We start from the raw sequence: 13,713 nt of genomic DNA, 5'->3' as shown, positions 1-13,713 counted from the left end.
CGTCAGGCCACAGGAGCGGGAGGCGGCTCATCGGGCAGGGTCGGCTCGCCCGGCTCCATCGGTGGCTGCTCGCCAGGCTGCGGCGGCTGGGGCGTGTCGGGATCAGGCTGGTGAGGCACTCCGCCTGCGCGCATGGGCAGTGGCGTGTGTGTCGGCGGATGGGCCAGCAGCGACCAGGCTAGCAATCCGATCTGGTTCGGCTGCAGGACGGCCAGCTTGGCACTGATTGCGGGATCGATTTTCATGGGGGGGCTCCTGACGAGAGCCGGCGCACGTCATGCGCGCCGGAACTGTTCACTCGTTGGAGTGCCGGGCGCGGAAACAATTCCCGCGCTTTGTCGGCTCAGGTGCGCGGCAAGGTGACGCCGCGCTGGCCCTGATACTTGCCGCCGCGGTCCTTGTACGACACTTCGCACTCCTCGTCGGACTGCAGGAACAGCATCTGCGCCACGCCTTCGTTGGCGTAGATCTTCGCCGGCAGCGTGGTGGTGTTGGAAAACTCCAGCGTCACATGGCCTTCCCACTCGGGCTCGAGAGGAGTGACGTTGACGATGATGCCGCAGCGCGCGTAGGTGCTCTTGCCCAGGCAGATGGTCAGCACGTCACGCGGAATACGGAAGTACTCGACGGTACGGGCCAGGGCAAAGGAGTTCGGCGGGATGATGCACACGTCGCTCTTGATGTCGACGAAGCTGCCGGCATCGAAGTTCTTCGGGTCGACGGTGGCCGAGTTGATGTTGGTGAACACCTTGAATTCGTCGGCGCAACGCACGTCGTAGCCGTAGCTGGAGACGCCGAAGGAGATGACCCGGCTGTCGTGCTCGCCGCGCACCTGGCGCTCGACGAACGGTTCGATCATGCCGTGTTCCTGCGCCATGCGGCGAATCCACTTGTCCGATTTGATGCTCATGGCGGGGTGTCCTGAAGAGTGCAAGGTGAAAAACGAGATGCGCATCTTACCGGTCCCGGCGCGCGGGTTAAAGTTTCCTTGCCCATCCCGCGCCAGACGGGGCCTGCACCGGCCGCCGATCCGAAATTCATCAAAGCGCTCCTTGACCATTGGCAGGTCGTGGAAAGTGGGTTAAGGTGGCGCCACTGTGCTGCACGTGACACCGAGAATCTCTAGTTTGATGCACGATTATCATCGGCCCATCGCTGAATTTTCTGCTCTCTTTGCACTCAGTCCCGGGCAGGGTACTTCCTGACCGTAATCAACTTTGTCCAAGGAGACAGAAACATGTCCAACCGTCAAAACGGTACCGTTAAGTGGTTCAACGATGAGAAAGGCTACGGCTTCATCACCCCTCAGTCGGGTGACGACCTGTTCGTGCACTTCAAAGCCATCCAAGCTGACGGCTTCAAAACCCTGAAAGAAGGCCAGGCTGTTACTTTCGTCGCTACCCGCGGCCAGAAAGGCATGCAGGCTGAAGAAGTTCAGATCGCCTAAGTCGATCTCGCTTCCTAGCTTTCAAAAAAAACCCGCCATTGGCGGGTTTTTTTGTGCCTGAGTCAATCGCCCGTACCCATCGTGGAAGCGAGCTGGCCCGCCCCCACATGATCGCCTGAACCTCAGTCCTCGCTGATGGTGATGCTCGGAATCGCCGGCGCCGCCGCTTCCTGCAACACTATTCGTGCCCCCACCTGCCGCGCCAGCTCCTGGTAGACCATGGCGATCTGGCTCTCCGGCTCGGCAATCGCGGTCGGCTTGCCACTGTCGGCCTGCTCGCGGATAAGCATCGACAGCGGCAACGACGCCAGCAGTTCGACACCGTACTGGGCCGCCAGCTTCTCGCCGCCACCTTCGCCGAACAGGTGCTCGGCATGGCCGCAGTTGGAGCAGATGTGCACCGCCATGTTCTCCACCACACCCAGCACCGGGATGTTGACCTTGCGGAACATCTCCACGCCCTTCTTGGCATCCAGCAGCGCCAGATCCTGCGGGGTGGTGACGATGACAGAGCCCGCCACCGGCACCTTCTGCGCCAGGGTCAGCTGGATATCGCCGGTGCCTGGCGGCATGTCGATCACCAGGTAGTCGAGGTCGTCCCAGGCGGTCTGGGTCACCAGCTGCAGCAACGCGCCCGAGACCATCGGGCCACGCCAGACCATGGGCGTGTTGTCATCGGTGAGGAAGGCCATGGACATGACCTCGACGCCATGGGCCTTGATCGGCACGAACCACTTCTGCTCGCGCACCTGCGGGCGGGTGCCCTCGGGGATGCCGAACATCACACCCTGGCTGGGGCCATAGATGTCGGCGTCGAGTATCCCCACCCGGGCACCCTCGCGGGCCAGGGCCAGGGCCAGGTTGGCGGCAGTAGTCGACTTGCCGACCCCACCCTTGCCCGAGGCCACGGCGACGATGTTCTTGACGCTGGCCATGGCCGGCACCTGAGCCTGGGCCTTGTGGGTGGCGATCACACAGTCAATGCCGACCGAGGCCGAGCTCACGCCGTCGAGGTTCTCGATGGCAGTTTGCAGCACCTGCGCCCAGCCCCCCTTGAACAGCCCGGCGGCATAACCCAACTGCAACTGCACATTGACCTGCCCGCCCTGGATATCGATGGCGCGCACGCAACCGGCGCTGACCGGATCCTGGTTCAGGTAGGGGTCGGTGTACTGGCGAAGCACGCCTTCGACGGCGGCACGGGTAACGGCACTCATGGAGGCTCCCATTGGCAAACTGAATACGAAACAGGTGCCTATGCTAACCCGTCAATCGTCAGCGGATGCGTTGTTGGGGTGAAATATATTCGCCAGCCCTTTATAGTGGCCGATCACCCTCATTTTTACCCCGTAGCCAGATAAGTAGCCGAGCCACCATGTCCGAGCCACGTCAGATTCTCGTCACCAGCGCCCTGCCCTATGCCAATGGATCGATCCACCTTGGTCACATGCTCGAGTACATCCAGACGGACATGTGGGTGCGCTACCAGAAACTGCGCGGTAACCAGTGCATCTATGTCTGCGCCGACGACGCCCACGGCTCGGCCATCATGCTGCGCGCTGAAAAGGAAGGCATCACGCCCGAACAGTTGATCGCCAACGTCCAGGCCGAGCACAGCGCCGACTTTGCCGACTTCCTGGTCGACTTCGACAACTACCACTCCACGCACAGCGAGGAGAACCGCGAACTGTCGAGCCTGATCTACACGCGCCTGCGCGATGCCGGGCATATCGCCACCCGTTCGGTCACCCAGTACTTCGATCCTGAAAAGGGCATGTTCCTCGCCGACCGCTTCATCAAGGGCACCTGCCCCAAGTGCGCGGCCGAGGACCAGTATGGTGACAACTGCGAGAAATGCGGCGCCACCTACGCCCCGACCGAGCTGAAGAACCCCAAGTCGGCAATCTCCGGCGCCACCCCGGTGCTGCGTGACTCCCAGCACTTCTTCTTCAAGCTGCCCGACTTCCAGGCCATGCTGCAGCAGTGGACCCGCAGCGGCACCCTGCAGGACGCCGTGGCCAACAAGCTCGCCGAGTGGCTGGACTCTGGCCTGCAGGAATGGGACATCTCCCGCGACGCCCCGTACTTCGGTTTCGAGATCCCGGGCGAGCCTGGCAAGTACTTCTACGTCTGGCTGGACGCGCCGATCGGCTACATGGCCAGCTTCAAGAACCTTTGCGCGCGCCGGCCGGAACTGGACTTCGACGCCTTCTGGAAAGAAGACTCCACGGCCGAGCTTTACCACTTCATTGGCAAGGACATCGTCAACTTCCACGCCCTGTTCTGGCCGGCCATGCTCGAAGGCGCGGGCCTGCGCAAGCCGACCGCGGTCAACGTGCACGGCTACCTGACCGTCAATGGCGCGAAGATGTCCAAGTCGCGCGGCACCTTCATCAAGGCGCGCACCTACCTCGATCATCTGCAGCCGGAATACCTGCGTTACTACTACGCCGCCAAGCTGGGCCGCGGCGTCGACGACCTCGACCTGAACCTCGAGGATTTCGTGCAGAAGGTCAACTCCGACCTGGTCGGCAAGGTGGTCAACATCGCCAGCCGCTGCGCCGGCTTCATCCACAAGGGCAATGACGGCGTGATGGTCGCCGGTGATGCCGCGCCGGAGCTGACCGAAGCCTTCCTCGCGGCCGCCCCGTCGATTGCCGAGGCCTATGAAGCCCGCGATTTCGGGCGCGCGATGCGCGAGATCATGGCCCTGGCCGATCGCGCCAACGCCTGGATCGCCGACAAGGCCCCGTGGTCGCTGGCCAAGCAGGAAGGCAAGCAGGACGAGGTACAGGCCATCTGCGCCCAGGGCGTCAACCTGTTCCGCCAGCTGGTGATCTACCTCAAGCCGGTCCTGCCGGTGCTGGCCAGCGACGCCGAGGCCTTCCTCAATGTCGCGCCGTTGACCTGGAACGACCACCAGTCGCGCCTGGAAAATCACCAGCTCAAGCCGTTCAAGGCGCTGATGAGCCGCATCGAACCGGCCAAGGTCGAAGCAATGATTGCCGCCAGCAAGGAAGACCTGCTGGCCGCCGAGGCCAACACCGCCCCGGCGGGCAATGGCGAGCTGGCCAAAGACCCGCTGTCGGCCGAGATCGAGTTCGACACCTTCGCCGCAGTCGACCTGCGCGTGGCATTGATCGTCAAGGCCGAAGCCGTGCCGGGTGCCGACAAGCTGCTGCAATTGACCCTGGACATCGGTGATGAGCGTCGCAATGTGTTCTCGGGCATCAAGTCGGCCTACCCGGATCCATCCCAGCTGGAAGGCCGCCTGACCATGATGGTGGCCAACCTCAAGCCACGGAAGATGCGCTTCGGTGTTTCCGAGGGCATGGTCATGGCAGCCGGCCCGGGCGGCGAGGAGATCTACCTGCTCAGCCCCGACAGCGGTGCCAAGCCAGGCCAGCGCATCAAGTAACCAAATCAGGCAACCAATATGCCCCGGCCCCCTGGCCGGGGCATTTGCATCTGCCGTCCGCTGCCGGATAATGGCGCCATCGTCCCGCCGTCGGCACCTCCATGAGTGACTACGTTCTGGTCCTGGTCAGCGCCGCGCTGGTCAATCACCTGGTCCTGCAGGCAGAGCCGGTCGAGCGTGTGCGCCTGCATGCGCTGGGCCTGTGCTCCGCCCTGCTGATCCTCATGGCACTGCCAATCGGCGCCTGGCTGTGCCAACAACTGCTCGTGCCATTGCAGTTGCAGGACCTTCAGCTGTTGGTCTTCCTGCCGTTGCTGGCGGCATTGGCCTGGGCGCTGCCGAACCTGCTCCAGCGCCTGCGCCCGGACTGGCCCACACAAGGCCTGTCGGGCCTGCTGAGCGCAAATGCCGTGGTGCTAGGCTTGCTGGTGCAACTGTCCCATGACGACATGCGCGGCTGGCGCCTGCTGGCGTGGCCCCTCGTTGCCGCTTTGGGCTTCTGGCTCGCGCTGGTGCTGTATGCGGACCTAGATATGCGCAGCCGCCAAGCCGAGGTACCCGCAGCGTTACGCGGCCTGCCTATTCAACTGATCGGTGCCGGGGTGATGGCCATGGCGTTTTCGGGACTCAACGGACTGTTCACCCAATGAATCTGTCTCTACACATCGACGTCTTGCTGCCGGCCCTGCAAAACATTGCCCGGCAATACCTCGAGGAGCTGCAGGCCCATGCCGCCACCTGATCCGCGCCTGCGCAGCGCCATGCAACTGGTGCTGCTGGCCTGCACCCCTGGCCTGCTGGCGCTGTTCTGGCTGCATGGCTGGGGCGTGCTGATCAACCTGCTGCTGAGCAGTTGCGCGGCGCTGGCCACCGAGGCCTTGCTGCTGAGCTGGCGCAAGCTGCCGGTGGTCTCGGCCCTGGGCGATGGCAGCGCGCTGGTCACCGCCGTCCTGCTGGCCGCCGCCCTGCCCATCCACGCCCCTTGGTGGCTGCCGCTGATGGCAGCCTGTGTTGCCATTGGTCTGGGCAAACAAGCCTTCGGGGGAGTGGGACGCAACCTGTTCAACCCGGCCATGGTGGGCTATGCGTTCGTCCTGCTGAGCTTCCCCTTGCAGATGAACCACTGGCCTGGCCAGACCGCCGGGTTGCTGGACAGCCTGAACCTGAGCCTGGGTACCGGCGATCGCATCGATGCCTGGGCCAGCCCCACGGTACTCGACGTGCTGCGCCATAACCGCAGCCTGACCATCGACGAACTGTTTGCCAGCCATTCGGCCTTTGGCCATATCGGTGGGAGCGCCAGCGAATGGGTCAACCTCGCCTTCCTGCTCGGCGGGCTATTTCTGATGCAACGCAAGGTCTTCACCTGGCACGCGCCCATCGGCTTGCTCGGCGCCTTGTTTCTGTTCAGCCTGCTGGGCTGGAACGGCTCAGGCTCCGACTCCAATGGCTCACCATTGCTGCACCTGCTGTCAGGCTCGACCATGCTGGCCGCGTTCTTCATCGCCACCGAACCGGTATCTGGTTGCAGGCAGCCACTGGCCCGTCTGCTGTTCGGTGCCAGCGCCGGCCTGCTGATCTACCTGATCCGTACGTGGGGCAGCTTTGTCGATGGCACGGCATTCGCCATTCTGCTGATGAACCTTGCCGCACCGTCCCTGGATCGCTGGGCGGAGCGTCGCCAGCAGGCCTGCCCGTGAGTGCCCGCTGGCGCAGCGCCGCGTGCCTGTCACTGCTGGCAGTGCTGGCCGTTGTCACGACTTTGGCCTGGCAACGCTTCACTGCCAAACCTATTGCGCAGGCCCAGCGCCAGTGGCATGAACAGCAGTGGCTGACAGTGCTGCCGCCAGGTAGCTATGACAACCAGCCCTTGCAAACAGCCTTGGCCCTGGCAGATACCAGCCTGCGCCATAGCCACCTGTTGGCCGCTTATCGCGCCACGCTGGCGGGAGCCCCAACCGCCATCCTGCTGCACAACAGGTTCCAGGGCTATGGCGGCGCCATCGAAATGGTCATCGCCATCAACACCCAGGGCCGCCTGGTCGGCATGCGTGTACTCGAGCAACAGGAAAGCCCAGGCCTGGGCGACCAACTGGCAGACCCGGCGCGTCAATGGCTCGACCAGTTCATCGGCCGGGCACAGGAAAATACACCCGAGCAGGCCTGGGCGATCAAACGTGACCAGGGCGCGTTCGATCAACTGGCCGGGGCAACGGTAACCTCTCGAGCAGTCATCGCGGCGATCCAGGATGCGCTGCGCTATTTCGACGACCACCGCCCCGCACTGCTCGGCGAGGCGCGCCCATGAGCAGGTTCTGGCTACTGATGATCAGCCTGGTACCGCTGCTCGGCGCAACCCGGACCATTGTCCAGGCGATCTCCATCAGCCTTTGCGCTTGCCTGCTGACAGGCCTGCATCAGGCGCTGATGGCACCACTGCGTCGCCACCTTGCTCAGGGCGCCAGCCTGTGGGCGAGCGCTGTGATGACGGCCAGCTTGGTAACCTGTCTGCACCTCGGGCTGCGGGCGTGGACCCTGCCCCTGGCCGAGGAGCTTGCCCCCTACCCTCTGTTACTGGCCCTGCCCTGCCTGGCCTGCGAACAGTTGCTGCCACAGCAGTACCGCTATCGCCAACTGTGTCGCGGCCTGGGCGGGCTCCTGGTGGCCGGCCTTGCCCTGGGTGCCTGTCGACAAGTGCTCGCCGACGATCTCGGCCTGCACATTGCCACGCTAGCCCCAGGCGCCTTGATACTGCTCGGCCTGCTGCTGGGCTTGTACAATCACCTGCGCCCATCGACCACCTCCCCTAGCCGTCAAGGAAGCCGTTGACCCCATGAATGCCGCCAAACGCCTGGAGATCTTTCGCAGGCTGCATGAAGACAATCCCGAACCCAAGACCGAACTGGCCTACTCCACCCCCTTCGAACTACTGATCGCCGTGATCCTTTCGGCCCAGGCGACGGACGTCGGCGTCAACAAGGCTACCGCGCGCCTGTTCCCGGTCGCCAACACGCCGCAGGCCATCCACGCCCTGGGTGTCGAAGGCCTGAGCGAGTACATCAAGACCATCGGGCTGTACAACAGCAAGGCCAGGAATGTCATCGAGACCTGTCGCCTGCTGGTCGAACTGCACGCAGGTGAAGTCCCGCAGAGCCGCGAAGCGCTGGAAGCCCTGCCCGGCGTTGGGCGCAAGACCGCCAACGTAGTGCTCAACACTGCCTTTCGCCAACTGGCCATGGCCGTCGATACGCATATCTTCCGAGTCAGCAACCGCACCGGTATCGCGCCGGGCAAGACCGTTCTAGACGTCGAAAAGAAATTGCTCAAGTTCGTGCCCAAGGACTTTCTGCTCGACGCCCACCATTGGCTGATCCTGCATGGCCGTTATGTCTGCCAGGCTCGGAAACCGCGCTGTGGCAGCTGCCGAATCGAGGACCTGTGCGAATACAAGTTCAAGACCTCGGACGATTGAAGCAATAGCTGACAACAGCACAAGGCGATTGAAAAAATCTTTTTTACCCGCTCTGCGATTCCCGTTATAAGGACGGCCAATGGCCCTTTGGCTTGGAGTGACGCATGAGCACCGATAAAGAAGACTTGGCAAACGATGACGACTTCCAAAGTACGGACGACGACGTGGAGCCGCAGGCCGAACCGGCCAAGACCAACCTCAGCAAGCGCCGCACCATCGACAACATGCTCGAGGAGCGACGCCTGCAGAAACAGCTGGCCGACTTCGACTACGATCTGTAACGCAGACATGCAAAAGCCTCCTGAACGGAGGCTTTTCAATAGGGCTCAGGCCAGCCCATGGCGCTGGGCGAGTTCGATCAGGTCCACCAACGAGCGGGCATTCAACTTGAGCAGCAGGCGAGTCTTGTAGGTACTGACTGTCTTGTTGCTGAGGAACATGCTGTCGGCGATCTCCTTGTTGCTCTTGCCCCGGGCCAGTTGCTGGAGCACCATCATCTCCCGGCCGGAAAGCCGCTCGACCATCTCCATTTCCGTGGCGCCTCCCGTGCCCGAGCGCCCCTTGTGCAATGCCTGGTTGGGGAAATAGCTGTAGCCGGACATCACGGCCTTGATGGCACTGAGCAGCTCGGTCAACTCCTGTTGCTTGCAGACATAACCTGCCGCTCCCGCTTGCATGCAGCGCATCGAGAAGTGCCCCGGGGCCTGGGAAGTCAGTACCAACACCTTGCTCGCCGGGCTCGCCAGCGTCATCCGCGCAATCACTTCCAGCCCATCCAGTTTGGGGATCCCGATATCCAGAATGACAATATCCGGCAGATACTCCCGCGTCAGTTGCAGGGCATCCACACCATTGTCACTCTCCGCCACCACTTCGTAGCCATGCCGTTCCATCAGCATGCGTACGGCCAGGCGAATGACCGGGTGATCATCCACGATCAGCACTTTATTCATGCGATTCCCATTGATACGTTATTTTTAGTTCGATAGACCACCACACCCGAGCATAACGATTATTTATGCAGCGGTTTCCCTGGTAAATTCACCGAAAGAAGCGGCCTACAATTAATAGAGACTCTTCCTACGCACTACCCCTTTCACAAAATGTAATAGATACAGGTTCGTCGCAACGATTCAGAAAGTAACAGCCGGAAGAATTGGATCCAAGTGCCATTGAGTCACACTTCACGCGGGAAAATTCGACTGTACACACTGGATAAAGGTAGGCGTCGAGCGCGGCGACTTGGCCAGGGAGGGAAACGAGGCACGCTTAATTACAGTGGGGAAAACACGCTACAGATGGGCAAAGCATCACCAGGCCCTCATCATGAACCGCGACCCCATCAGTCCGTTGACCCTTATCGCTGTCTTTGCCGGCGTGATCGAAGCGTCTGCCCTGGCATCACTCCCGTTCCTCAGCGAAGACAGCCAGACCCTGTACACCTGGTTCCTGGTGGGCTTCCCGTTCTTCCTCACGGTACTGTTCTTTCTTACCCTCAACTTCAACACTCGCTCGCTGTTTGCACCTGACAGCAATGCCCGCAGCGCCCGCAAGCCTTTACGCACACCTGTCTCAGGGAGCAAAGGCGCGATGATCATCGCCATTTCCGGAGCCGACAGTCAGAAGATCATCGAAAACCATGTACTGCGAATGATCGATCGCCCCCACGGGCGACAACGACGCTGGGTGCTGTACAACCTGGATACGCGCACCTGTATCCATCTCTCAGCCGTGCCCATGCAGGATGACGAGGCCGCGACCGCCACCGAAGCAGAAACCCAGGCATGAAAAAACCCGGCCAAGGCCGGGTTTTTCGTAGGCTCGTGGCTGCTTACAGCAGCGAACGGCCTTTGTTGGCCGCGATACGCATACGCAATGCATTGAGCTTGATGAAGCCCGCGGCATCGGCTTGGTTGTAAGCCCCGCCGTCTTCCTCGAAGGTCGCAATGTTGGCATCGAACAGAGAATCGTCCGACTTGCGCCCCACGACGGTGACATTGCCCTTGTACAGCTTCAGGCGAACAACGCCATTCACGTTGAGCTGCGAGGCGTCGATCATCTGCTGCAGCATCAGACGCTCCGGGCTCCACCAGTAGCCGGTGTAGATCAGGCTGGCGTACTTGGGCATCAGCTCATCCTTCAGGTGAGCGACTTCGCGGTCCAGGGTGATCGACTCGATGGCGCGGTGAGCCTTGAGCATGATGGTGCCGCCTGGGGTCTCGTAGCAACCGCGCGACTTCATGCCGACATAGCGGTTCTCGACGATGTCCAGGCGGCCGATGCCGTTGGCACCACCAATGCGGTTGAGCTCGGCCAGCACGGTGGCCGGGGTCTTCTCGACACCGTCGATGGCGACGATGTCACCGTTGCGGTAGGTCAGCTCGATGTAGGTGGCCTGGTCCGGGGCGCTTTCCGGAGAGACGCTCCATTTCCACATGTCTTCCTCGTGCTCGGTCCAGGTATCTTCCAGGACACCGCCTTCGTAGGAAATGTGCAACAGGTTGGCGTCCATCGAGTACGGCGACTTCTTCTTGCCGTGGCGCTCGATCGGGATACCGTGCTTCTCGGCATAGTCCATCAGCTTCTCGCGGGACAGCAGGTCCCACTCACGCCATGGCGCGATGACCTTGACGCCCGGCTTGAGCGCATAGGCACCGAGCTCGAAACGCACCTGGTCGTTACCCTTGCCGGTGGCACCGTGGGAAATGGCGTCGGCGCCGGTTTCGTTGGCGATTTCGATCAGGCGCTTGGCGATCAGCGGGCGGGCGATGGAAGTACCCAGCAGGTACTCGCCTTCGTAGACGGTGTTGGCGCGGAACATCGGGAAGACGAAATCACGCACGAACTCTTCGCGCAGGTCGTCGATGTAGATTTCTTTCACGCCCATCGCCTGGGCCTTGGCGCGGGCCGGCTCGACCTCCTCGCCCTGGCCGAGGTCAGCGGTGAAGGTCACCACTTCACAGTTGTAGGTGTCCTGCAGCCACTTGAGAATCACCGAAGTATCAAGGCCGCCGGAATACGCCAATACGACCTTTTTTACGTCCGCCATGCCATCACTCCACGGGGTTGTACGGAAAGCCGATGATTCTACCGGCCTTGCCGAAAAATTTACAATGGGGCGACAGCTTGTGACGACAAAGCGACAGGAATTGTCGAGAGCGCGACCCGCTGTCGCACTCAGGATTTCGCAGGCGCGGGCTGGGTGGCAGCGGCCGCAGGCGTCGCAGGCGCAGGTGCGGTAGCCGCGGGTGCCGGAGCCGCCGGCGCAACCGGTGGCGCCGGCTTCTCCAGCGGTTTCTCGACCGGTGTCACACGCTCGAGCTGGATGTTCACCCGGCGGTTTCGCGCCCGGTTGGCGGCAGAGTTGTTCTTCGCCAGTGGATAGCGCTCGCCGTGGAACCGCACGGTGATCTGCTCTTCCGGCACGCCATGGGCCTTGAGGTAGTCGGCAACCGCCAGTGCCCGTCGACGCGAGGTGTCACGGTTGGTCAGACGGTTGCCGCTGTTGTCGGAATGGCCGTTGAGCTCGATGCGGTTGACCGTCGGATCGGCCTTCAGATAATCGAGCAGCACATCCAGGCGAGCGCGCGCCGAGCTGTCCAGCTCGATACCGCCACCGGGGAAGCCGACCTGGGTCTGACGGATCTGGTCATAGTTCATCGGCAGCAGCTTGGCAGCACACAGTTGGTAGTCGCTGTAGGCCTTGGCGAAGCTGACTGGCATCACCTGCACTTGCATCGGCCGGCCACCCTCGCCCCGGTAGTTGCGCACCACCGTGCTACGGCCATCGAGCAGGCCATTGATCAGGCGGCTGGCCTGCCCCTGGCTGGAGGTGAACAGCACGCCAGTGCGGGCCATGTGCACCGCACCAAGGTTGATATCGCCCCGCCCTGGCTGCCAGGGGGCTGCGGCGGCCAGCAAGGTGGCGGAACCGGCGCCGAGGACGTTGCTGTCCGAACGCAGCTGGAACGTCGGTTGTTCGCCGGCACGGCGCACGAACTCGCCGCTGCCGAAACCGTCGATCGGCTGGATCAAGCGACATTCGAACTGATCACCCTCGACTTTCCAGGCGACGTTCTCCACGCGGGTCTGGAAGGTCATGGCCCCGGCCGGCAGGCTGGCGACAAGGGTGAACAGGGCTAGGTAACGCTGGCGCACGGTCGGCTCCACTGATTCTGACGGCTTACCTGAATGCTATCGGACGCCCGTCGGAAAACTTGATAGCCGTGCTCGAACAGGGGTTTTCCGGTAGCATTGGCTTCTGAGTTCGACCCGCCTGGAATCTCCAATGTCCGATCGCCTGACCCTCCTGCGCCCCGACGACTGGCACATCCATCTGCGCGATGGTGCCGTCCTGCCTCACACCGTCGGTGACGTGGCGCGTACCTTCGCCCGCGCCATCATCATGCCCAACCTGGTTCCGCCGGTGCGCAACGCCGTCGAGGCCGATGCCTACCGCGCCCGCATCCTTGCCGCACGCCCCGCCGGCAGCCGTTTCGAGCCACTGATGGTGCTGTATCTTACCGACCGCACCAGCCCGGAAGACATCCGCGCCGCCAAGGCCAGTGGGATCGTGTTCGCCGCCAAGCTCTACCCGGCCGGCGCCACCACCAACTCCGATTCGGGCGTGACCAGCATCGACAACATTTTCCCGGCAATCGAGGCCCTGGCCGAAACCGGCATGCCCCTGCTGGTGCATGGTGAGGTCACGCGCAGTGAAATCGACGTGTTCGACCGCGAGAAGCGCTTCATCGACGAGCACATGCGCCGCCTGGTCGAGCGCTTCCCGACCCTGAAAGTGGTGTTCGAGCACATCACCACCGCCGACGCCGCGCAGTTCGTCACCGAGGCGCCGGCCAACGTCGGTGCCACCATCACCGCCCAGCACCTGCTGTACAACCGCAACCACATGCTGGTCGGCGGTATCCGCCCGCACTTCTATTGCCTGCCGATCCTCAAGCGCAACACCCACCAGGTTGCGTTGCTGGATGCCGCGACCAGCGGCAACTCGAAGTTCTTCCTCGGTACCGACTCGGCGCCTCACGCCAAGCATGCCAAGGAAGCCGCCTGCGGCTGCGCCGGCTGCTACACCGCCTACGCCGCCATCGAGTTGTATGCCGAGGCGTTCGAGCAGCGCAACGCGCTGGACAAGCTCGAAGGCTTCGCCAGCAAGCATGGCCCTGACTTCTACGGCCTGCCGCGCAATACCGACACCATCACCCTGGTGCGAGAGCAATGGACAGCGCCGGACAGCCTGCCCTTCGGTGACACCACCGTCATTCCCCTGCGCGCTGGTGAAACACTGCGCTGGCGCCTGCAGGAGGACAACGCGTGAGCGAAGATCTGTACGAAGACGACCAGGACAGCCAGGTCAGC

The 13,713-nt window shown here is 62.5% G+C and carries 16 protein-coding genes; 10 read left to right on the top strand and 6 right to left on the bottom strand.

The features are described 5' to 3' along the window. Positions 1-2: 2 nt before the first annotated feature. Both LOY42_RS06160 and dcd read right to left on the bottom strand, forming a co-directional pair. Positions 3-245 (bottom strand): hypothetical protein, encoded by a 243-nt coding sequence (locus tag LOY42_RS06160; protein ID WP_102684776.1) that lies wholly within the window; start codon positions 243-245, stop codon positions 3-5. A gap of 98 nt (positions 246-343) precedes the next feature. Then, entirely contained in the window at positions 344-910 is a 567-nt protein-coding gene (gene dcd / locus LOY42_RS06155; RefSeq protein WP_023630764.1) for a dCTP deaminase, read from the bottom strand. 327 nt (positions 911-1,237) lie between these two features. Here dcd and LOY42_RS06150 point away from each other — a divergent pair, with 327 nt between their 5' ends. Beyond that, complete coding sequence (locus LOY42_RS06150; protein WP_012273869.1) at positions 1,238-1,447, top strand: cold-shock protein; 210 nt, start codon at positions 1,238-1,240, stop codon at positions 1,445-1,447. A gap of 122 nt (positions 1,448-1,569) precedes the next feature. Here the strand turns inward: LOY42_RS06150 and apbC are convergent, their stop codons facing one another. Beyond that, complete coding sequence (gene apbC / locus LOY42_RS06145) at positions 1,570-2,664, bottom strand: iron-sulfur cluster carrier protein ApbC (RefSeq protein WP_139669289.1); 1,095 nt, start codon at positions 2,662-2,664, stop codon at positions 1,570-1,572. Between the two features lie 158 nt (positions 2,665-2,822). On the opposite strand from apbC, the gene metG reads away from it, so the two are divergent. The 7 genes from metG to LOY42_RS06110 all read left to right on the top strand — a co-directional run bounded on the left by metG (position 2,823) and on the right by LOY42_RS06110 (position 8,618). Then, the gene (gene metG, locus LOY42_RS06140; protein WP_139669288.1) at positions 2,823-4,865 is read left to right on the top strand and encodes a methionine--tRNA ligase; all 2,043 of its coding nucleotides are present in this window, start codon (positions 2,823-2,825) and stop codon (positions 4,863-4,865) included. A 101-nt stretch (positions 4,866-4,966) separates the two neighbouring features. Beyond that, positions 4,967-5,515: an Rnf-Nqr domain containing protein gene (locus LOY42_RS06135; protein ID WP_139669286.1), complete on the top strand. Its 549-nt coding sequence runs from the start codon at positions 4,967-4,969 to the stop codon at positions 5,513-5,515. Between the two features lie 78 nt (positions 5,516-5,593). Further along, positions 5,594-6,565 (top strand): RnfABCDGE type electron transport complex subunit D, encoded by a 972-nt coding sequence (locus tag LOY42_RS06130; protein WP_139669284.1) that lies wholly within the window; start codon positions 5,594-5,596, stop codon positions 6,563-6,565. Continuing rightward, positions 6,562-7,173: an RnfABCDGE type electron transport complex subunit G gene (locus LOY42_RS06125; RefSeq protein WP_198755603.1), complete on the top strand. Its 612-nt coding sequence runs from the start codon at positions 6,562-6,564 to the stop codon at positions 7,171-7,173. The genes LOY42_RS06130 and LOY42_RS06125 overlap by 4 nt, the downstream gene beginning before the upstream one ends. Continuing rightward, positions 7,170-7,694, top strand: coding sequence for an Rnf-Nqr domain containing protein (locus LOY42_RS06120; RefSeq protein WP_102684770.1), 525 nt, complete (start codon positions 7,170-7,172; stop codon positions 7,692-7,694). The genes LOY42_RS06125 and LOY42_RS06120 overlap by 4 nt, the downstream gene beginning before the upstream one ends. A gap of 4 nt (positions 7,695-7,698) precedes the next feature. Beyond that, complete coding sequence (nth, locus tag LOY42_RS06115; RefSeq protein WP_139669280.1) at positions 7,699-8,337, top strand: endonuclease III; 639 nt, start codon at positions 7,699-7,701, stop codon at positions 8,335-8,337. A gap of 104 nt (positions 8,338-8,441) precedes the next feature. Then, a complete protein-coding gene (locus tag LOY42_RS06110) occupies positions 8,442-8,618 on the top strand; it encodes a PA3496 family putative envelope integrity protein (protein ID WP_023630757.1) in 177 nt (58 codons plus the stop codon). Between the two features lie 45 nt (positions 8,619-8,663). Here LOY42_RS06110 and LOY42_RS06105 read toward each other — a convergent pair whose 3' ends face one another. After that, entirely contained in the window at positions 8,664-9,290 is a 627-nt protein-coding gene (locus LOY42_RS06105) for a response regulator transcription factor (RefSeq protein WP_102684768.1), read from the bottom strand. Positions 9,291-9,663: 373 nt separating this feature from the next. Here LOY42_RS06105 and LOY42_RS06100 point away from each other — a divergent pair, with 373 nt between their 5' ends. Next, positions 9,664-10,125: a hypothetical protein gene (locus tag LOY42_RS06100; RefSeq protein WP_139669278.1), complete on the top strand. Its 462-nt coding sequence runs from the start codon at positions 9,664-9,666 to the stop codon at positions 10,123-10,125. Positions 10,126-10,168: 43 nt separating this feature from the next. Here LOY42_RS06100 and LOY42_RS06095 read toward each other — a convergent pair whose 3' ends face one another. Continuing rightward, a complete protein-coding gene (locus tag LOY42_RS06095; RefSeq protein ID WP_139669275.1) occupies positions 10,169-11,386 on the bottom strand; it encodes an argininosuccinate synthase in 1,218 nt (405 codons plus the stop codon). 128 nt (positions 11,387-11,514) lie between these two features. Next, positions 11,515-12,495 carry an OmpA family protein gene (locus LOY42_RS06090; protein WP_102684765.1) on the bottom strand — a complete coding sequence of 327 codons (981 nt, stop codon included), beginning with the start codon at positions 12,493-12,495 and terminating at the stop codon, positions 11,515-11,517. Positions 12,496-12,625: 130 nt separating this feature from the next. Here LOY42_RS06090 and pyrC point away from each other — a divergent pair, with 130 nt between their 5' ends. Then, positions 12,626-13,672, top strand: a complete 1,047-nt coding sequence (pyrC, locus tag LOY42_RS06085) for a dihydroorotase (RefSeq protein ID WP_258600022.1) — start codon at positions 12,626-12,628, stop codon at positions 13,670-13,672. Positions 13,673-13,713 lie beyond the last annotated feature (41 nt).

The organism is Pseudomonas sp. B21-023 (assembly GCF_024749165.1).
Taxonomy (GTDB): domain Bacteria; phylum Pseudomonadota; class Gammaproteobacteria; order Pseudomonadales; family Pseudomonadaceae; genus Aquipseudomonas.
Note: the sequence above shows the minus strand (reverse complement) of the source record. Positions and strands in the feature narration are given on the sequence as shown.

Excerpts from the sequence above, each read along its gene's own strand:
- LOY42_RS06130 (WP_139669284.1), top strand. The coding sequence starts at position 5,594 with ATGCCGCCACCTGATCCGCGCCTGCGCAGCGCCATGCAACTGGTGCTG.
- LOY42_RS06095 (WP_139669275.1), bottom strand. The coding sequence starts at position 11,386 with ATGGCGGACGTAAAAAAGGTCGTATTGGCGTATTCCGGCGGCCTTGAT.
- LOY42_RS06105 (WP_102684768.1), bottom strand. The coding sequence starts at position 9,290 with ATGAATAAAGTGCTGATCGTGGATGATCACCCGGTCATTCGCCTGGCC.
- apbC (WP_139669289.1), bottom strand. The coding sequence starts at position 2,664 with ATGAGTGCCGTTACCCGTGCCGCCGTCGAAGGCGTGCTTCGCCAGTAC.
- LOY42_RS06150 (WP_012273869.1), top strand. The coding sequence starts at position 1,238 with ATGTCCAACCGTCAAAACGGTACCGTTAAGTGGTTCAACGATGAGAAA.
- LOY42_RS06110 (WP_023630757.1), top strand. The coding sequence starts at position 8,442 with ATGAGCACCGATAAAGAAGACTTGGCAAACGATGACGACTTCCAAAGT.
- LOY42_RS06160 (WP_102684776.1), bottom strand. The coding sequence starts at position 245 with ATGAAAATCGATCCCGCAATCAGTGCCAAGCTGGCCGTCCTGCAGCCG.
- LOY42_RS06135 (WP_139669286.1), top strand. The coding sequence starts at position 4,967 with ATGAGTGACTACGTTCTGGTCCTGGTCAGCGCCGCGCTGGTCAATCAC.
- LOY42_RS06100 (WP_139669278.1), top strand. The coding sequence starts at position 9,664 with ATGAACCGCGACCCCATCAGTCCGTTGACCCTTATCGCTGTCTTTGCC.
- metG (WP_139669288.1), top strand. The coding sequence starts at position 2,823 with ATGTCCGAGCCACGTCAGATTCTCGTCACCAGCGCCCTGCCCTATGCC.
- LOY42_RS06120 (WP_102684770.1), top strand. The coding sequence starts at position 7,170 with ATGAGCAGGTTCTGGCTACTGATGATCAGCCTGGTACCGCTGCTCGGC.
- pyrC (WP_258600022.1), top strand. The coding sequence starts at position 12,626 with ATGTCCGATCGCCTGACCCTCCTGCGCCCCGACGACTGGCACATCCAT.
- nth (WP_139669280.1), top strand. The coding sequence starts at position 7,699 with ATGAATGCCGCCAAACGCCTGGAGATCTTTCGCAGGCTGCATGAAGAC.
- dcd (WP_023630764.1), bottom strand. The coding sequence starts at position 910 with ATGAGCATCAAATCGGACAAGTGGATTCGCCGCATGGCGCAGGAACAC.